The organism is Photobacterium makurazakiensis, from assembly GCF_050336715.1.
Taxonomy (GTDB): Bacteria; Pseudomonadota; Gammaproteobacteria; order Enterobacterales; family Vibrionaceae; genus Photobacterium; species Photobacterium makurazakiensis.
The window spans coordinates 1-17,375 of sequence record NZ_JAKJSJ010000071.1; the positions used below are offsets into that span (position 1 = coordinate 1).

Annotated in this window: 19 protein-coding genes and 1 pseudogene; 14 read left to right on the forward strand and 6 right to left on the reverse strand. The window is 43.8% G+C overall.

Annotated features, from left to right (window positions below):
- The first annotated feature begins 159 nt into the window (after nt 1-159).
- The 9 genes and pseudogenes from L4D09_RS24515 to mog all read left to right on the forward strand — a co-directional run bounded on the left by L4D09_RS24515 (nt 160) and on the right by mog (nt 7,659).
- Nucleotides 160-762, forward strand: a complete 603-nt coding sequence (locus L4D09_RS24515; protein WP_428460168.1) for an amino acid synthesis family protein — start codon at nt 160-162, stop codon at nt 760-762.
- A gap of 9 nt (nt 763-771) precedes the next feature.
- On the forward strand, nt 772-1,614 hold the full coding sequence (locus L4D09_RS24520) for an alpha/beta fold hydrolase (RefSeq protein ID WP_428460169.1): 843 nt from the start codon (nt 772-774) through the stop codon (nt 1,612-1,614).
- Complete coding sequence (locus L4D09_RS24525) at nt 1,604-3,082, forward strand: aldehyde dehydrogenase (RefSeq protein WP_428460170.1); 1,479 nt, start codon at nt 1,604-1,606, stop codon at nt 3,080-3,082. Before L4D09_RS24520 ends, L4D09_RS24525 begins: the two co-directional genes overlap by 11 nt.
- 13 nt (nt 3,083-3,095) lie before the next feature.
- Nucleotides 3,096-3,611, forward strand: coding sequence for a flavin reductase family protein (locus tag L4D09_RS24530; RefSeq protein WP_428460171.1), 516 nt, complete (start codon nt 3,096-3,098; stop codon nt 3,609-3,611).
- Nucleotides 3,612-3,709: 98 nt separating this feature from the next.
- Entirely contained in the window at nt 3,710-5,158 is a 1,449-nt protein-coding gene (locus L4D09_RS24535; RefSeq protein WP_428460172.1) for an NAD-dependent succinate-semialdehyde dehydrogenase, read from the forward strand.
- Nucleotides 5,159-5,213: 55 nt separating this feature from the next.
- Nucleotides 5,214-5,603, forward strand: coding sequence for a carboxymuconolactone decarboxylase family protein (locus tag L4D09_RS24540; RefSeq protein ID WP_428460173.1), 390 nt, complete (start codon nt 5,214-5,216; stop codon nt 5,601-5,603).
- 53 nt (nt 5,604-5,656) lie between these two features.
- Nucleotides 5,657-6,247, forward strand: coding sequence for an NUDIX hydrolase (locus tag L4D09_RS24545; protein ID WP_428460174.1), 591 nt, complete (start codon nt 5,657-5,659; stop codon nt 6,245-6,247).
- A gap of 44 nt (nt 6,248-6,291) precedes the next feature.
- Nucleotides 6,292-6,912 (forward strand): annotated as a pseudogene (ribB, locus tag L4D09_RS24550) (3,4-dihydroxy-2-butanone-4-phosphate synthase); the annotation flags it as partial.
- Between the two features lie 213 nt (nt 6,913-7,125).
- Entirely contained in the window at nt 7,126-7,659 is a 534-nt protein-coding gene (gene mog, locus L4D09_RS24555; protein WP_428460175.1) for a molybdopterin adenylyltransferase, read from the forward strand.
- A 130-nt stretch (nt 7,660-7,789) separates the two neighbouring features.
- Here mog and L4D09_RS24560 read toward each other — a convergent pair whose 3' ends face one another.
- On the reverse strand, nt 7,790-8,248 hold the full coding sequence (locus L4D09_RS24560; RefSeq protein ID WP_428460176.1) for a hypothetical protein: 459 nt from the start codon (nt 8,246-8,248) through the stop codon (nt 7,790-7,792).
- 328 nt (nt 8,249-8,576) lie between these two features.
- Between L4D09_RS24560 and L4D09_RS24565 the strand changes: the two genes are divergently transcribed.
- Nucleotides 8,577-9,551 (forward strand): DUF1852 domain-containing protein, encoded by a 975-nt coding sequence (locus tag L4D09_RS24565; protein ID WP_428460177.1) that lies wholly within the window; start codon nt 8,577-8,579, stop codon nt 9,549-9,551.
- Nucleotides 9,552-9,621: 70 nt separating this feature from the next.
- Nucleotides 9,622-10,650 (forward strand): methionine synthase, encoded by a 1,029-nt coding sequence (locus L4D09_RS24570; RefSeq protein ID WP_428460178.1) that lies wholly within the window; start codon nt 9,622-9,624, stop codon nt 10,648-10,650.
- A gap of 87 nt (nt 10,651-10,737) precedes the next feature.
- Here the strand turns inward: L4D09_RS24570 and L4D09_RS24575 are convergent, their stop codons facing one another.
- Nucleotides 10,738-11,124, reverse strand: coding sequence for a hypothetical protein (locus L4D09_RS24575; RefSeq protein WP_428460179.1), 387 nt, complete (start codon nt 11,122-11,124; stop codon nt 10,738-10,740).
- Between the two features lie 207 nt (nt 11,125-11,331).
- Here L4D09_RS24575 and L4D09_RS24580 point away from each other — a divergent pair, with 207 nt between their 5' ends.
- Nucleotides 11,332-11,706: a hypothetical protein gene (locus L4D09_RS24580; protein WP_428460180.1), complete on the forward strand. Its 375-nt coding sequence runs from the start codon at nt 11,332-11,334 to the stop codon at nt 11,704-11,706.
- A gap of 195 nt (nt 11,707-11,901) precedes the next feature.
- Here L4D09_RS24580 and L4D09_RS24585 read toward each other — a convergent pair whose 3' ends face one another.
- Nucleotides 11,902-12,660, reverse strand: coding sequence for a DeoR/GlpR family DNA-binding transcription regulator (locus L4D09_RS24585; protein WP_428460181.1), 759 nt, complete (start codon nt 12,658-12,660; stop codon nt 11,902-11,904).
- A 297-nt stretch (nt 12,661-12,957) separates the two neighbouring features.
- Here L4D09_RS24585 and L4D09_RS24590 point away from each other — a divergent pair, with 297 nt between their 5' ends.
- Nucleotides 12,958-13,998: an oxidoreductase gene (locus L4D09_RS24590; RefSeq protein ID WP_428460182.1), complete on the forward strand. Its 1,041-nt coding sequence runs from the start codon at nt 12,958-12,960 to the stop codon at nt 13,996-13,998.
- Between the two features lie 6 nt (nt 13,999-14,004).
- Nucleotides 14,005-14,472: a heme-degrading domain-containing protein gene (locus L4D09_RS24595; protein ID WP_428460183.1), complete on the forward strand. Its 468-nt coding sequence runs from the start codon at nt 14,005-14,007 to the stop codon at nt 14,470-14,472.
- A gap of 162 nt (nt 14,473-14,634) precedes the next feature.
- Here the strand turns inward: L4D09_RS24595 and L4D09_RS24600 are convergent, their stop codons facing one another.
- The 3 genes from L4D09_RS24600 to L4D09_RS24610 all read right to left on the reverse strand — a co-directional run bounded on the left by L4D09_RS24600 (nt 14,635) and on the right by L4D09_RS24610 (nt 17,375).
- Nucleotides 14,635-15,891 carry a cytosine permease gene (locus L4D09_RS24600; RefSeq protein WP_428460184.1) on the reverse strand — a complete coding sequence of 419 codons (1,257 nt, stop codon included), beginning with the start codon at nt 15,889-15,891 and terminating at the stop codon, nt 14,635-14,637.
- A 79-nt stretch (nt 15,892-15,970) separates the two neighbouring features.
- The gene (locus tag L4D09_RS24605) at nt 15,971-16,369 is read right to left on the reverse strand and encodes an allophanate hydrolase-related protein (RefSeq protein ID WP_428460185.1); all 399 of its coding nucleotides are present in this window, start codon (nt 16,367-16,369) and stop codon (nt 15,971-15,973) included.
- Between the two features lie 49 nt (nt 16,370-16,418).
- A complete protein-coding gene (locus L4D09_RS24610) occupies nt 16,419-17,375 on the reverse strand; it encodes a carbamate kinase (RefSeq protein WP_428460186.1) in 957 nt (318 codons plus the stop codon).

The following is a 17,375-nucleotide window of genomic DNA, read 5'->3' on the forward strand; positions in this document are numbered from 1 at the left end:
GATTTTTATTGAGTTTTATCGGGTTTTATTAAAGTTTCCCCTTAATCTTTGGATTAAAACGCTTTATTTTTATATGGAAAGTTTGGTATACCATAATACAGGTTGAGCGATGGTACTGTTTCTATCGCTACAAAWCATACATGAAAGAAGGAAAACGCAATGGCTTTTAATATCCGTAAGATCTGTACCTACATTGAAGAAACGCGCATTGAAGGCGGTAAAGCTGGTGATAAGCCTGTCACTATGGCAGCAGTAGCTGTTGTGATTGAAAACCCTTGGCACGGTAAAGGATTCGTTGAAAACCTACGCCCTGAAATTACAGAGCATTGCTCAGAGCTTGGTGCTCTTATCGTCGACAAGCTTATTGGTGTTATGGGTGGTGCGGAAAATATTGAGGCTTACGGTAAAGCGGCTGTTGTGGGCATGGAAGGTGAGATTGAGCATGCGTCAGCAGTTATTCATACATTACGTTTTGGTAACCACTATCGTGAAGCGGTAGAGGCTAAAAGCTACTTAAGCTTCACTAATAAGCGTGGTGCTGGTGGTACTTCAATTCAAGTACCTATGATGCATAAAGATGACGAAGGCCTGCGCTCACATTACGTTACGCTAGAAATGAAAATTGAAGATGCGCCAGCGGCGAATGAAATCGTCGTGGTACTTGGGGCATCTGACGGTGGGCGCGTTCACCCTCGTATCGGTAACCGTTATATCGATCTTGAAGAAATCGCCCAAGAGAAAGCTGCTCAACAGCAGCAGTAAGGAAGCGATATGGAAAGCATGAAATTAGTTGATGGAACCAGCTACTTTTCATGTGGAGATGGCGAAACCGTCATCTTCATTCATGGGGTAGGTTTGGACAAATCCATGTGGGGCGGCCAAGTGGCTGGCCTCATGCAAAATTACCATGTTGTTGGTTATGACATGCTCGGACACGGCGATAGCCCAGAGCCGGAAACTAACGTCTCTATTGAAGCGTATGCCGACCAATTAGAACGCTTGATCACAGCGTTGAAGCTCGATAAGCCAATTACCGTTGTTGGTTTTTCTATGGGTGGTTTGGTTGCTCGTGCGTTTGCTTTGAAGTATTCGCACCGTATTGCTCGTTTGGTGATTTTAAACAGCGTGTTTAACCGTACTGATGAACAGCGTCAGAATGTACTTTCTCGTTGTAAAGAAGTGAAAAAATTAGGCCCTGGTGCCAATGTTGAAGCGGCCATTGAGCGTTGGTTCAGCAAGGAGTACCGAGGTGCAAGCCCTGCGCAAATTGATGCATTTAAAGCGCGCATTGTCACGAATAGCAAAAATGGTTATTTACAGACCTATCAGCTATTTGGTGAAAATGATAATTATGGTATCTCGCAACTAAACACATTGCATTTACCGGTGTTGATCGCAACAGGTGAGTTCGATGTGGGTTCAACCCCTGAAATGGCCTATGGATTGGCACGGTATTTACCCAATGCCGAGGTGGTTGTGCTTGATCAACAGCGTCACATGATGCCTGTTGAATCACCACAGTTAGTGAATGACATGCTAATCGCTTTCCTTGAGGGTCAGCAGCACAGTCAACAAGAGCAAGTGACACTACAGGAGGTCGTCAATGGCGCTTGAACAATTTCAAATGCTGATCCACGGAGAGTGGGTTTCAGCACGTAGCGGTAAAACATTCGAAAGTCTTAACCCTGCTAATGAGCAGCCATGGGCGACATTCCCTTATGCTGATGAGCAAGATGTTGAACAGGCAGTACAATCGGCACATGCTACGTTTTTATCGTCAGAGTGGGCATCCACCACCCCTGCTCAGCGCGGTAAATTACTCCGTCGTCTTGGTGATTTGATTGCTGAGAACAAAGAGCAGTTAGCGCAGTTAGAAAGCCGTGATAACGGCAAGTTAATTCGTGAAACCCTGGGGCAAGTGAGTTATTTACCCGAGTTTTTCTACTACTTTGCTGGCTTGGCCGATAAAGTTGAGGGTGAAACGCTGGCGCTCGATAAATCCGACATGTTTGGTTATACCGTGCGTGAACCTCTAGGCGTTATTGCTGGCATTATCCCTTGGAACTCACCACTTTACTTAACCGCTATAAAAATTGCGCCAGCGCTAGCTGCGGGTAACACCGTTGTGTTAAAGCCCTCTGAGCATGCGTCTGCCACTCTACTTGAGCTTGGCCGACTGGTACTTGAAGCGGGATTCCCTGCTGGTGCTGTAAACGTTATAACAGGTTACGGATTACCATGTGGTTCAGCACTGACTCGTCATCCATTAGTTCGTAAAATCGCGTTTACTGGTGGTAGTGAAAGCTCGAAGCATGTTATTCGAAATTCGGCTGAAAACTACGCTAAGTTATCGTTAGAGCTTGGTGGTAAATCCCCAAACATTATCTTTAATGATGCCAATATTGATAGCGCAGTGAATGGTGCGGTAGCGGGTATTTTTGCCGCGGCAGGCCAAAGCTGTGTGTCGGGTTCTCGTTTGTTGGTACAGCAAGACATTTATGATGAGTTTGTTGCCAAGTTGACAGCACGTGCTGAGCAAATTGTGATTGGCGATCCATCACAAACTGAAACTGAAATGGGCCCAATGGCGACACAGGCTCAGCTTGAAACAGTTGAACGTTTTGTCGATATTGCCCTCACCGAAGGTGCCAAGCTGCGCACTGGCGGTAAGCGCCCTGATATTACGCCGGGATGGTATTACACGCCGACGATCTTAGAGTGTACCAATCATAATGCCACCGTGGTTCAAGAAGAAATCTTTGGTCCTGTCGCGACGGTTATTCCATTTGCAGATGAAGCGGAAGCATTAGCATTAGCAAATGACAGTAAATATGGTCTTGCTGCAGGGATTTGGACAGAGAACCTAGCTAAAGCACACCGCATGATTAAAGGTATTCGCTCTGGCATCGTATGGGTTAACACCTACCGAGCGATTTCCGCTTCGGCGCCAATTGGTGGTTATGGTCAAAGTGGCTATGGTCGAGAATGTGGCAGTGATGCGATTAATGAATTCACGCAGTTGAAAACTGTCTGGATTAATACTTCATCGGAGCCAATGGCTGACCCATTTACCATGCGTTAAGAAGGGATTCACAATGACAACACAACAAATAGAACAACAAGCTGTATCACCTGATTTATACAAAAATATCATGGGTCAGTTTCCAACAGGCGTTACTGTGATCACCGCTTATAACGATCTTGGCGATATTGTCGGCTTCACCGCAAGTGCGTTTAGCGCATTATCGATGGATCCAGCTTTGGTTTTGGTGTGCCCAAGTTATACCTCTGACTCATACCCAGTGATTCGTGATACTAAGAAATTTGCCATTCATATTTTGGCTGATGATCAGCAAGCCGTGGCTTACCAATTCGCTAAAAAGGGAATTGATAAATCAGAAGGTTTGAATATTCGTAAGAGTGAGCATGGCCTACCAGTCATAGAAGGTGCTTTGGCTGTGCTGGAATGTGATCTATGGAACGACTATCCCGGTGGTGATCATGCTATTTTGGTCGGTCAGGTTGTGAATGCTGAACTAGCGAATACTGAGGAGCAGCATCCACTGCTTTATTGTCGCAGTAAAATGGGCAGTCTGCCTGAACTGGGTTAATAGATTAAGTAGCTGGCTTATCGTCTGTGGTACCAATATGGTGAGAATAAGTCGCTTGGCACAAAACTAAATAAAGATGCTAGAAGGAATAATTCACCATGAAGCTAATTGATTCGAGTTTACTAAAGCAGTCATGTTATATCGCTGGACAATGGGTAAAAGCCACAAACGATGCCACTGTACCGGTATTGAACCCATCAACAGGCGAGATTATTGCTTACGTACCAGAACTAGGCCGTGAAGAAACGCTGTCAGCAATCGAAGCGGCAGAGCAAGCGCAGAAAGCGTGGAAGAAAACCACAGCCAAAGAGCGCTCAGTAACTTTACGTAATTGGTACCAGCTGCTAATTGAAAATGCGGATGACTTGGCTGCTATTTTGACGGCTGAACAAGGGAAGCCGCTCGCTGAAGCGAAAGGTGAAATTACTTACGCGGCAAACTTTATTGAATGGTTTGCAGAAGAAGCCAAGCGTACTTATGGTGAAGTAATTCCAAGCCATAAGCCTAACTCTCGCCTTGTTGTCAGCAAGGAACCCATTGGTGTTGTTGGCGCGATTACCCCGTGGAACTTCCCTGCAGCGATGATCACCCGAAAATGTGGTCCAGCCTTTGCCGCAGGCTGTGCGGTGGTATTAAAACCAGCACCAGAAACCCCACTAACGGCACTTGCTTTAGCAGAACTTGCAGAGAGGGCGGGGCTACCTGCTGGACTCTTCAGTGTGATAACTGGGAAGGCTGTTGAAATTGGTGGTGTGTTAACGGGTAGTAAAACCGTGAAGAAAATTTCATTCACCGGCTCAACCGCTATTGGTAAATTGCTGATGGAGCAATCGGCATCTTCAGTGAAGAAAATGTCTCTTGAGCTAGGTGGTAATGCGCCGTTTATTATCTTCGATGATGCGGATCTTGATGCGGCGGTTGAAGGCGTGATGATCGCCAAATTCCGTAATGCCGGACAAACTTGTGTCTGTGCTAACCGTTTGTATGTGCATGATGCAGTTTATGATCAGTTCGCACAAAAGCTGGTTGCCCGGGTCGCCGAGTTAAAAGTTGCAGATGGTTTTGAGGCAGGCGCGACAATAGGCCCATTGATTAATAGCGCTGCGGTGGCCAAGGTACAAAGCCATGTTGACGATGCGATTGCCAAAGGTGCAAAGCGTATCTTCGGCGATGAGCAGCCGCAAGGTACTAACTTCTTCCCACCACAGATTCTGACAGACGTCAGCGATGATATGCTGGTGGCCAATGAGGAAACGTTCGGCCCATTAGCGGCTTTATTCCGTTTTACTTCAGATGAAGAAGTCATTGCCCGCGCGAATGATACAGATTCAGGGCTAGCTGCTTATGCCTACACTCGTTCATTACAGCGTGCATGGCGAGTAAGTGAAGAGCTTGAATCTGGCATGGTTGGGATTAACGAAGGATTAATCTCGACCGAAGTTGCACCATTTGGTGGTGTAAAAGAGTCTGGTCTTGGTCGTGAAGGTGCTCGTCAGGGCATTGATGACTACTTGGAAACGAAATACGTCATGATGGGTGGCCTTTAGGCCCCCACTCAATAATGCCTCTAAAAAGAATGATCAAATCAATAAGGAAGTGAAAATGAGCGATAAGTTTGAGGAAGGCTTAGCCATTCGCCGTCAGGTATTAGGCGCTGATTATGTTGATGCTTCTATTAACAATGCGACCGACTTTACAATGCCAATGCAGGAGTTAGTCACTAAATATTGCTGGGGTGAAGTATGGGGACGTGACACGTTGCCACTGAAAACCCGTAGTATGATTAACCTAGCGATGATCACGGCACTTAATCGTCCACATGAGCTTAAGCTGCATGTTCGTGGTGCGCTAAATAATGGTTGTACCAAAGAAGAAATCCGCGAAGTGCTTCTGCAAACTGCGATTTATTGTGGTGTGCCAGCCGCGATTGATGCTTTCCGTACCGCCAAAGAAGTGATTGATGAGTACGACAGTGAAACACAGCCAGCTTAAGCATCATTAACTGTAACGGCGATTGATACCGACATAACATCAAGGAGGAAGGTATGCTGCATAAAAAAATTAACTTTTGCTCACAGTGTGGGGGCGATAAGGTACTGATGCAGGTACCTTCTGGTGATACACATCAAAGACCAGTGTGCCAGCAATGTGGTCATGTCGTGTATCAAAACCCAACGGTTATTGCAGGTTGCATTATCGAACATGAAGGTAAGTTCCTGTTGGGCAAACGCGCGATAGAGCCGATGAGCGGTAAATGGAGTATTCCGGCTGGGTTTATGGAAAACGGCGAAACCGTTGAACAAGCTGCCGTACGGGAAGTACTCGAAGAAACTGGCGCAACCGTTGAAGTGCTTGGCCCTTATTCCATCTTCAGCGTACCGCAAATGAATCAGGTCTATATTATCTTCCGCGCACGATTCGTTGGTTTTCAGCAACCTTTTGGCGATGAGACCGAAGAGGTTGCCTTTGTGACTAAAGACGAAGTACCATGGCAGGCTTTGACGTACCCTGCGATAGGCCAAATACTTAGCCGTTATATTAATGAAGAAGATCACGGTCAATTTGGTTTATACATGGGGTGTTATGAGCAAGGGTTGGTACATCCGTTTGGCAACAGTAACCCTTGTTTGAATTAAATTATTTGAAGCTACAAATTACCACACGGTTCAGAGGACGTAACATGGCGATCAGTAACATCGAAGACATCATTGAAGATATTCGATTAGGAAAAATGGTGATCTTAATGGATGACGAAGGTCGAGAAAACGAGGGTGATCTTGTTATGGCGGCTGAGTGCGTGACGCCTGAGCACATTAACTTTATGGCACGTAAGGGCTGTGGGCTGATTTGCTTAACTCTGACTGCAGATCGTTGTAAACAGCTAGATTTGCCAATGATGGTTGAGAACAGTACTGACCCACAAGGCACAGGTTTCACGATTACTATTGAAGCAGCAGAAGGTGTAACAACCGGTATTTCTGCTCATGACCGTGCTCATACTGTACTCACTGCCGTTCGTAAAGATGCGAAGCCTTTAGACTTAACACGTCCCGGTCATATTTTCCCACTAAAAGCACGCGATGGTGGTGTCTTGGTTCGTGAAGGGCATACTGAAGCTGGCTGTGATTTAGCACGCATTGCGGGTTTTGAGCCAGCAAGTGTCATTGTTGAGATTATGAACGAAGATGGCACCATGGCACGACGTCCAGAGCTTGAGGTGTATGCGCAAGAGCACGGCTTGAAGCTGGGACTGATCTCTGATCTTGTTGCGTACCGTCAGCTAACAGAACAGCAGCTTGAAGAAAGCGTTGCTTAACTTACGCAATCTTTCCTTTGCTAAATTAAATTGATGCAAGTATTTAAAAGCTCTGGTAATTACCAGAGCTTTTTTATTTTAAGGTGTTTATCATTGCGAGATAATTTCTTAAACTTGCATCTAAAATAATTTATGACTAACTAGAATAAATTGCTGGTTAGATGGAACAAAAGCAAGGCTTAGCCTGAGGAATAACAAATGACTAAAGCAAAAATCGGTATTGTTACCGTTAGCGATCGCGCCAGCGCCGGTGTTTATGAAGATATTTCAGGGCAGGCAATTATCGATACCCTAAATGATTACCTAACATCAGAGTGGGAGCCGGTTTACGAAGTTATTCCTGATGAGCAGGATGTCATCGAAGCGACATTAATCAAAATGGCTGACGAGCAAGATTGTAGCCTGATTGTCACTACTGGCGGTACTGGCCCAGCAAAGCGTGACGTAACACCAGAAGCTACTGAAGCGGTATGTGACCGTATGATGCCGGGCTTTGGTGAACTAATGCGCGCAGAGTCATTAAAGTTTGTACCAACGGCTATTCTATCACGTCAAACAGCTGGCCTTCGTGGCGATAGCTTGATTGTTAATTTGCCGGGCAAGCCAAAATCAATCCGTGAATGTCTGGATGCTGTTTTCCCTGCGATCCCTTACTGTATCGATCTGATGGAAGGTCCATATTTTGAGTGTGACGAAGCGGTTATGAAGCCGTTCCGTCCAAAGAAGAAGTAATTTAGGTTGCTGTCAAGGCAAGCCAATTAACTAAACGCCGACTTAATGAGTCGGCGTTTTTGTATTACACCAAGAACAGCAGGTGCTATCACTATTGTATTAAAGTCATAGCGGACAAGAATACAAACTATTATTGCTGATTTAAGGTAAACCACACCTCAGTGATGACTTCACTGGTGATACCGTTTTGTTCGGTAATCACTCGGTTGCCACCAACCAATATTCTCTCACCATCAGATAAAGGTAGCCGTGACGATAATTTCTGGGCTGAATGGTTAAAACCCATGCTCAAGTCGTTTTCAAAGGTTACGGAAGAATCAATAAATACAATGAAATCTTTGCCGGGTATTTCAGAACGCTTGACTAAGATTGTGCTAGTTTCTGCGCTATTACTTCCTAATTTGAAAGATGCAGAATCTTCCATGTTAATTACGAAAGTACTTCTTTGCTCTTGGCCGTTGCCAAACCATACAGGTTCAATTATGGCTTGATACGATGGATTGTCTGATGCATCTATAGTCACCAAGCTACCGGCGATAACTGGAAATAAAAACGTTAATAAACCTGCAACTAGAACACGCATTAACATAGTGACCTCCTCATTTTATTTATAGCTTTCTAGTTTATCAAAAGCGTGCGCTAGCTTCTCAAGAGAAAAACACGCTCAGTTATTCCACATCATGAATTTCTCTCATGTTCTATGTGAAACAAAAGCAATTTTATTCAACTAGCGAACCAAGTATAAAAAAGACTGCTCTTAGCGTTAGGCAAATTACAGTCGTTTAAAATCAGACTATTCATCGTAAATAGCAAAAGACTGTGAAAATTAACGATTGGGAAAATAAAAACAGAATAACCCCCATTAAAAGCAAGAAATAAGTTCAGTTTTTTCTAAGGAAATAGGATACCAAATTACTATGAATAACGATTTCACATTTGCAATTAAGAGCATTTGTTTTGATGAAAATTATCAACCATCAGACAATACACGTACTACGACTAACTTCGCTAATTTGGCTCGAGGCAATAGCCGCCAAGAGAATCTGCGTAATGCACTAAAAATGATTGATAATCGTTTTAATGCCTTGGCACATTGGGATAACCCTAAAGGTGACCGTTACTCTGTCGAGCTTGAAATTATTTCTGTTGATATAGGTATACAAGGCTGTGGTGAAGCCTTCCCGTCGATTGAAGTACTGAAAAATAACATTGTTGACCACAAGACCAATGAACGCATTGAGGGCATCGTAGGGAATAACTTTTCCTCTTACGTACGAGACTACGATTTTAGCGTTCTCTTGCTGGATCATAACAAAAACCAACCCCAATTCAGTATTCCGAATAACTTTGGCGATTTGCATGGAAAGCTCTTTAAGTATTTCGTTAAATCAGACTCATATAAACAGCATTTCAAAAAGCAACCAGTGATATGTCTGAGCGTATCAGATAATAAGGTTTATCATCGCACTGACAATCAACATCCCGTTTTAGGCTTTGAGTATCAGCCAAATGAATCTTCTTTGACCGAACAATATTTCAAAAAGATGGGATTGCAGGTTCGCTATTTTATGCCGCCGAATAGTGTTGCACCTTTGGCTTTTTATTTCTTTGGTGATTTGCTGAATGATTATTCTAATCTAGAGCTCATAAGCACCATTAGCACGATGGAGACCTTTCAAAAAATCTATCGACCTGAAATCTATAATGCCAATGCTGTTGCAGGTAAGTGTTACCAACCAAATTTGAAGAACTTGGATCATTCATTAACTCAAATTGTGTATGACCGTGAAGAACGCAGTCAGTTAGCGATTGAGCAAGGGAAGTTTGCCGAGGAGCATTTCATCAAGCCATATCAAACGATTCTTGAGCAATTGTCTGCAAATTACGCTTAATCGATAACGAGAACCCATATCTAGAGTCCATATTTAGGACCCATACCTTGAATCACGGGCAGCATTGACTATGAAAACACTATTACCGACTTCAACAGCTGGCAGCTTACCTAAGCCATCTTGGCTAGCTCAACCTGAGACACTTTGGTCACCTTGGAAATTGCAGGGTGAGGAACTCATTGATGGCAAGCAGGATGCTTTACGTTTGTCTTTGCAAGAACAGCAACACGCAGGGGTTGATATTGTCAGCGACGGAGAGCAAACGCGGCAACACTTTGTGACTACGTTTATTGAGCACCTTAGCGGCGTTGATTTTGATAATCGTAAAACGGTTAAGATTCGTGATCGCTATGAGGCGAGCGTCCCGACGGTTGTTGGTCCGGTGAGCCGTCAAAAGCCAGTATTTGTCGAAGATGCCAAGTTTCTACGTCAGCAAACCAAGCAGCCTATTAAGTGGGCTTTACCAGGCCCGATGACGATGATCGACACGCTTTATGATAACCATTATAAAAGTCGCGAAAAGCTCGCTTGGGAATTCGCCAAGATCCTCAATCAAGAAGCTAAAGAATTAGAAGCGGCGGGTGTCGATATCATCCAATTTGATGAGCCTGCCTTTAATGTGTTTTTTGATGAGGTTAACGAGTGGGGGATTGCTTGTTTAGAAAGAGCAATCGAAGGGCTGAAGTGCGAGACGGTTGTTCATATTTGCTATGGCTACGGTATCAAAGCCAATACCGATTGGAAAAAGACGTTGGGCTCTGAGTGGCGACAGTACGAAGAAGTGTTCCCTAAACTGCAGAAATCGAATATCGATATTATCTCGCTAGAGTGTCACAACTCTCGTGTGCCTATCGAGTTACTTGAGCTTATTCGAGGCAAGAAAGTGATGGTAGGTGCGATTGATGTCGCAACCAACACAATTGAAACGCCAGAAGAGGTCGCCAATACACTGCGAGAAGCACTGAAGTATGTTGATGCCGACAAGCTTTACCCTTGCACCAACTGTGGTATGGCTCCTTTGTCTCGCGAAGTGTCTACAGCCAAGCTCAATGCCCTAAGCGCAGGTGCCGAAATTGTTCGAAGAGAACTATCTTCTTAGTAGTAATTGAAAGTACTCATGTTAAGGAAAGCAAAACCAAGAGCCACTCTCTTGGTTTTGTTGTTTGGCATTAAACAACTAGCCCAATCACTCAACAGTTTCAAAGTAGAATTTGTATTCACGTACACCATCTATCTGAACACCTTTTTCTCTTAACTCAAGGTACTGCTGAATCTTAACCGTTCTGAAATCCATATCCTTCAGCGCAAGGATTATCCGTAGTTCATCCATTGAACGTGACTTAGCAGCAGAACTGCAAGTACCGCAGATAACATGAGCCTTTGCCTTAAAACCTGTTTTATCAAGCCAGTTAAGCTCTTTCGGTTCTTTACGCTGACCACAGAAGTAACAGTGGTTATCTTGCTTTAATGCTGCCTGTTCCCTTAAAGCTTTAGGGCTAAGTGATTTGTTAGCTGGGGTAGTGTTGGTCTTCTTACTACCACTGAACATAGAAAACTGAACTACATTAGACATTTGGATAACTCTTACTAATCAAGGTGTATTCGTTTAGTTGACAGCGTATAGCTGAACATTATTGTTACGTGCCTTTGTATCCTATTTCTTGTGCATTCAATTAGTCAAATAATCTACAGTAATCCAGCCTTCAATGCCTATTGAGATAGTATTTTGCTAGAAAATGCGCATAATCGTGCAATACAACACTCAAAGAAGAAATTACCTATGACTGATTTTCAATATTACTTTCATCAACTGCCTTGTTTTAACTGTAAAAAAACCAAAGTAAGCACTGATCTTGGTTGGTTAACGGCTGCGATGAAAGATGATGTTCAAGCTCAAGTGGCTGCGATTATCGCGCAAGGCAACGTTAAGCCAGATCTTTCGGTGAACGTATCATGTACTAAAGACGAAGCGCGTGATTACTTATTGTTGAATTTCTACGGTTACTCGGAAGAAGAACTAGCGAATCAAGTTGAAGCGGAAGATGAGCAAGAAGTAGCGGATGAAATAACAGAGCTACTGGCAGATGGTAACGATACAGCAGTCTTCGAACATGAAATCGCCCTACAAAGTTGTACTGATTGCGACATTGATTAAGAGTCCAACCAAGCGTAATCATTAAATTTAAGCATGTTCATCATGCATAACATGATGTTCTATTTATTTAAGGCGTTAGCAGAGTAGAGTTTGCTAACGCTTTTTTCGTTTCTGCGGCTTGTAGTTACCCCCGCAGATCAGCAAAGAAGGCTCTTCCCCAAAGTAAGTTAGCGTGACTGAAATTTATGGGTACGTTTAAAATTTTCCACTTATTACAATCAATTCAACGCCATGTAATTCCATTTGTTTAACAATATTTTCTGGCGGATGCTGATTTGTGACAATAAAGTCGATGTCGGACCAAGAGCAAGATTGGAACATCAATTGAGTATTAAACTCAGCCGCCTCTACAATACAGATCACTTGTGTCGATTGCTGGGCCATCGCTAGCTTTAAGTTAGCATCAGTTTCTAGGTCGGTAGTGATCCCTGACTCAGATAAAGCGCTAACGCCGATGAATGCTTTATTCGCTTGAAATTTTTTTATTTGTTCGATTGTCATATCGCCCAAAATCGCGTGTGAGAAATCATCGAATGTCCCCCCAAGCACACATTTTCTTATATTTGGTTTATCACTGAGCTGATTTAAACACTCTAGGGAATTTGTAATTACGCTAGAGGGAACATTAAGATAATGAGCCAGGGAAGCACCAGTGGTGCCAGCGTCAACAAAAATAATGTCGTATTCTTTTACAAGGGAGGCTCCAAATGCAGCAAGCTCTTGTTTGATAGGGTTCAATTTAGGCTTCTGATCAAACGACAGACTGATCTTTTTTTCATCTAAAATTGCCCCCCCTCGAATTCGTAGAATACCGGAGTGAGAAGATAGCTTAACAACATCTCTTCTAGCTGAGTCATAAGAGATCCCATAGGTATGACAGATCTCATCTATCGTGATTTTCCCATGCTTTTTTATATGACTTTCTAACGCTATCAATCGCTCATCTTGAGTCATAGCCACCTTACCCGTTCAAAATTGAGTTAAGTAGTATAACTTAATATTTGCATCCAAACACTTCACTTCGCGTACTTTAGCTTACTTGCATTAAATAAAAACTTACTAATCGGCATTGAAAAGTCTTTAAATATAAAAATTAATTGCATTTTCGTAAGTGTTTGTGCGATATTGTGCGTGTGATTTGAATGCCAGTGCGATTTTGTAAGTGATTGTAGGTGACTGCATCGCCATGACTCTCCTTGCTAAATATAGGACAGCCACTGAACTTTTATTCAACAACAGAGAGTGAGTATTATGGCCTTTTCTTCAATCAAAACCGCTGTTATTGGCTATGGCTTTTCAGCGAAAACATTCCATATACCCTTCATCAGCACTTTACCTGAATTTGAATTTACAGCGGTGAGTACTCGTAGTGGTAACGCTGTAAGTAATGATTGGCCGAATGTGAAGCACTATGAATCAGCAAGTGATTTACTGGTAGATTCTGATGCTGAACTTGTCATTATCACTGCGCCTAACGATGTGCATTTTGAGCTGGCTAAACAAGCACTTGAAAACGGCAAGCACGTGATCATAGAAAAACCATTTGTGACGAACATTGCTGATGGAGAAGCGTTAATCACACTAGCAGCAGAGAAAAACCGAGTATTGAGTGTGTATCATAATCGACGTTGGGATGGTGATTTCTTAACGGTTAAAAAGATGATTGAAGACAAGCGCTTTGGTGAGTTGAAACATTTTGAGTCTCACTTCGATCGCTTCCGACCTGAAGTACGTCAACGCTGGCGTGAACAAACAACCAATGGTGGAGGGGTTTTATTTGATTTGGGGTCTCACCTTATCGACCAAGCATTGGCGTTATTTGGTGTTCCTGATGCCATTACAGCTCAATGCGAAATGATGCGTGAAGGCTCTACGAACGTTGATTACTTCAACGTTGTTCTGCATTACCCAAATCAATTAACGATTTTACATGGTGATTCGTTTAGTGCAGGTCCGAACGAGCGCTTTACGTTAAAAGGTACGAATGGCAGCTACAAAAAGTGCGGATTTGATCCACAAGAAGAACGTTTGATTGCAGGCATTTTGCCGAATGAGCCGAAGTGGAGCGACGAAACGACCGAGCAATATGGTCATTTCTATAGTGCGGATAAAATTGAAACAATTGCAACCGAGTCTGGCTGCTATCAACAATACTTCCAAGAAGTCGCACAAGCGATTAATAATAATACCGTTCCGCCAGTGAAAGCAGAAGAAGCATTATGGAATATCAAGCTGATAGAGCTAGCGATGGAAAGTAGCCGCCAACGTAAAACAATAGCTATAAAGAAGTGATAAGCGATGAGTAATGAAGTGTTATCAGAACTATTACTACAAGAGCATGAGTTACAATTTAATCAGTTTAATCATAATGTTGCATGGGAGTTAGGCGTTTCGCTGAAACGGACGGCGGAAAGCCTTTCAGCCTCAGTAACGATTGAAGTTTATGCATTTGAGCGTGTGTTGTTTAGTTATGCTATGTCGGGAACAAGCTCAGATAATCAAGATTGGGTAAAACGGAAGCGTCAATCAGTCATCCGTTTCGGTCATAGTTCATACTACCTTGGTCAATATAACATTTTAAAACAAAGAGAATTTGAAAGCCAACAGCATATCGATGCCACCCAATACTGCGCACATGGAGGAGCGTTCCCTATTCGAATTAAAGGCAACGGCTTAGTTGGAGTCGTCACCGTCTCGGGATTGCCACAAAAAGACGACCATAATTTAGTTGTTACGGTGCTAAGGGATCTTATGGCTAGCCCGTAGTTTAAATTTTAAAACATGCGCAACAATTTTTACCAATTATGTAGGGCTGCCAAACTAAAGTATTTTTGTCCAAAAACGATTTACGATTCCATAAATAAAAAACTCCCTTAGACGACTAAGGGAGTTTTGATGATCAATTATCGGTAGGGTTACTTTCGTGGACTATGCCTTATTGGCTTCCAATTTATTTTTCGCGGTGTTTGCTCGAGAAAATAGGAAGTACCCGAGTGACGCGACAAGAATAGAATCTAAAGAAGGAATACCTGACAGGGTGAACCAGCCATTGACCGTACAGAACCCAACAAATGAACCCAAGCCCCAAGCGACAAATGTCAGTGGCTTGATTGCGGGGTCGTTTTCCAAACTGGCTTCGTTGTAGCCTTTACGACGGTTGATAAAGTAATCGGCAATGTAGATCCCCGAAATTGGCGGGGTAGCAATGCCAAGGAACAATAGGAATGGGATAAACCACGCCATAATATCCATGCTGCCGACGATAGTCGCAACAATACCGAGTGCAACGGTGATCTTCCATTTAGGAAATTTGCTGAACAAGGTTGAAACAACAAGCGTGCCTTGGAACATATTACCGGCATTACCCGTGATGCAGGCGAAAACCAACAAAATAGCAGCTGGCAGGGTAGTACCTATTACTGCCATTGCTGTCAGCAGTGAACCTTCTGAAGTAATTGAGCCCGGAACAGCACCGACTAAGAACAATATCGGATACGCTAAACCAAACGTCAGGATGCCAGCGAGTACGGCATGTTTACGGTTGCGTACAAAGCTACCAAAGTCTGGTGAAGTTGCGACTAGCACAATAATTGTACCTACCACAGAAGAAACAGCAGCCCCAAAGCTCAAGTTATTGAGTTTTTCAGCAACAGGTATTGAGCTGTTAAGTGCTAAGTACAAAATAACAAACATCAGCAGGGCAATGATTGGTACTGCAAACTTCGACACTTTCCCCAGCGCTTCAAAACCAAAAGCAGTAGAAGCAACAAAAATGACACAACCAACCGCAACGATAACAGGGATGGGTAGGTCAAGGTTAAACTGGGTAGCAAGAAGGTCATGCACACTGTGACCAAACATGTTGGCAGTTACGGCTATCCAACCAAAGAGACTAATGGCCATGATAATATTGATGGCCGTTGCCCCTTTACTGCCAAATGAGTATTTCACGATACCGTAGGTTGGCAAGCGTGCTTTCTCACCAATAGATATGTTGATCACGGCGAGCACGGTCAAGATAATGCTACCCACTGCGATAACTACTGCAGCAGTGCCTAATGTCATCTGGCTTCCCAGACTTGATGATGCCAGCAGTACCGGTGTAACAAGTATCCCGAGTAGGATCATTGCAATTTGGAAACCGGACGCAGTATTGGATAAATCCGTTTTATTTCTACTACTCATATGATTACGCCTTTCGTTCACAATTTAATACGGTTTAAGATGTTCCATGGGCAATAACGTGTGGTTTGAAGTTGTTTTATTATTTTTCCATCACGGTTTGGGTTTGGATATAGTTGCGCCAGCCACCAGTGGCGGTGATTTCACGTTGACCTTCAACCAGCCAAGGTTCGCCCAGAACGCCTAACACTTCCGACCCATCGGCTAATATCACTTTACCGATAGATAAACCTGCTGGTTCATTACTCAAAACGGAAGCGAAGGCTTCCATTGGCAGTTCCCAGACTTCAAGGTCAACACTGTTGCTTGCTTCTATGGTACGGATCATTGCTGGGTGAACATCGTTGATTGACCATAGGCGATAGTGGTTGTCGGTTTTGTCTTCACGGATGAACTTCCCACCCACATTGGTAAGGTTTGGGTTAAGCTCAAGGCCGCGCATCAAAGTGCCATTTACGGCTAAAAGGGTTGTGTTTGACATAAGGTGTACTCCGTTAAAAAGTGGTCCGGTCATACCGGACCAAGTTGAATTAGTGGTTGTTGCGAATCCAAGTACCTGTCGTACCATCAATGGCTTGGATTAATGTGCTGGCTTTGGTGATCACACCTGCGCCTGCTGGGTTACCGTCAAGAAATTGCAGCAGGGCATCGACTTTAGGTTTCATCGAGCCTTCACCAAACTGCCCTTGCTCGCCGAGTGCTTTAGCATCGCTTGGTGTAAGCTGGTCGAGCCATTGCTGTTCGGGAGTGCCAAAGTTGATGGCGACTTTCTCGACGCCAGTAGGAATGATCAGCATGTCGGCCTGTAATTCTTTGGCAAGCAATGCGGAAGCAACGTCTTTGTCTATTACGGCTTCGACACCAACCAGATCGCCATTTTCATTTCTTTCAACCGGAATTCCACCACCACCACCGGCTATAACCAGTGAACCGCAGCCTAGCAAGGTTTTGATACTGTCGATCTCAATTATTTCTTGTGGACTTGGGCTAGCAACGCAGCGACGCCATCCTCGACCAGCGTCTTCCATAATGTGCCAATCCAGCTCCGCGGCGTATTTCTCGGCTGTGGCTTTATCCATGAATGAACCGATGGGCTTATTCGGTGTTTGGAAAGCAGGATCTCGGGGATCTACCTGAGTTTGAGTGACAAGCGTGACAACTGGGCGAGTAAGCCCACGGCGCTGTAATTCATTACATAATGCTTTCTGAAACATGTAACCAATTGCGCCTTGGGTATCACCAACGGCATAGTCGACTGGTACCGGGTCAACCTCGTGGGCAGCAAGCTCAGAACGACGCAAAATAAAACCGACTTGAGGGCCATTGCCGTGGGTAAGGACCAAATCCCAGCCTCGTGCAATTAAATCAACTAGGTAACCAACGTTGTTGGTGACGGTTTGGTACTGATCCTGAATCGAGCAATGTGCGTTATCGTCAATCAGGGCATTGCCGCCAAAAGCTACAACGGCTAAGGGTTTCTTATTCAT

Excerpts from the sequence above, each read along its gene's own strand:
- L4D09_RS24515 (WP_428460168.1), top strand. The coding sequence starts at position 160 with ATGGCTTTTAATATCCGTAAGATCTGTACCTACATTGAAGAAACGCGC.
- L4D09_RS24520 (WP_428460169.1), top strand. The coding sequence starts at position 772 with ATGGAAAGCATGAAATTAGTTGATGGAACCAGCTACTTTTCATGTGGA.
- L4D09_RS24525 (WP_428460170.1), top strand. The coding sequence starts at position 1,604 with ATGGCGCTTGAACAATTTCAAATGCTGATCCACGGAGAGTGGGTTTCA.
- L4D09_RS24530 (WP_428460171.1), top strand. The coding sequence starts at position 3,096 with ATGACAACACAACAAATAGAACAACAAGCTGTATCACCTGATTTATAC.
- L4D09_RS24535 (WP_428460172.1), top strand. The coding sequence starts at position 3,710 with ATGAAGCTAATTGATTCGAGTTTACTAAAGCAGTCATGTTATATCGCT.
- L4D09_RS24540 (WP_428460173.1), top strand. The coding sequence starts at position 5,214 with ATGAGCGATAAGTTTGAGGAAGGCTTAGCCATTCGCCGTCAGGTATTA.
- L4D09_RS24545 (WP_428460174.1), top strand. The coding sequence starts at position 5,657 with ATGCTGCATAAAAAAATTAACTTTTGCTCACAGTGTGGGGGCGATAAG.
- mog (WP_428460175.1), top strand. The coding sequence starts at position 7,126 with ATGACTAAAGCAAAAATCGGTATTGTTACCGTTAGCGATCGCGCCAGC.
- L4D09_RS24560 (WP_428460176.1), bottom strand. The coding sequence starts at position 8,248 with ATGTTAATGCGTGTTCTAGTTGCAGGTTTATTAACGTTTTTATTTCCA.
- L4D09_RS24565 (WP_428460177.1), top strand. The coding sequence starts at position 8,577 with ATGAATAACGATTTCACATTTGCAATTAAGAGCATTTGTTTTGATGAA.
- L4D09_RS24570 (WP_428460178.1), top strand. The coding sequence starts at position 9,622 with ATGAAAACACTATTACCGACTTCAACAGCTGGCAGCTTACCTAAGCCA.
- L4D09_RS24575 (WP_428460179.1), bottom strand. The coding sequence starts at position 11,124 with ATGTCTAATGTAGTTCAGTTTTCTATGTTCAGTGGTAGTAAGAAGACC.
- L4D09_RS24580 (WP_428460180.1), top strand. The coding sequence starts at position 11,332 with ATGACTGATTTTCAATATTACTTTCATCAACTGCCTTGTTTTAACTGT.
- L4D09_RS24585 (WP_428460181.1), bottom strand. The coding sequence starts at position 12,660 with ATGACTCAAGATGAGCGATTGATAGCGTTAGAAAGTCATATAAAAAAG.
- L4D09_RS24590 (WP_428460182.1), top strand. The coding sequence starts at position 12,958 with ATGGCCTTTTCTTCAATCAAAACCGCTGTTATTGGCTATGGCTTTTCA.
- L4D09_RS24595 (WP_428460183.1), top strand. The coding sequence starts at position 14,005 with ATGAGTAATGAAGTGTTATCAGAACTATTACTACAAGAGCATGAGTTA.
- L4D09_RS24600 (WP_428460184.1), bottom strand. The coding sequence starts at position 15,891 with ATGAGTAGTAGAAATAAAACGGATTTATCCAATACTGCGTCCGGTTTC.
- L4D09_RS24605 (WP_428460185.1), bottom strand. The coding sequence starts at position 16,369 with ATGTCAAACACAACCCTTTTAGCCGTAAATGGCACTTTGATGCGCGGC.
- L4D09_RS24610 (WP_428460186.1), bottom strand. The coding sequence starts at position 17,375 with ATGAATAAGAAACCCTTAGCCGTTGTAGCTTTTGGCGGCAATGCCCTG.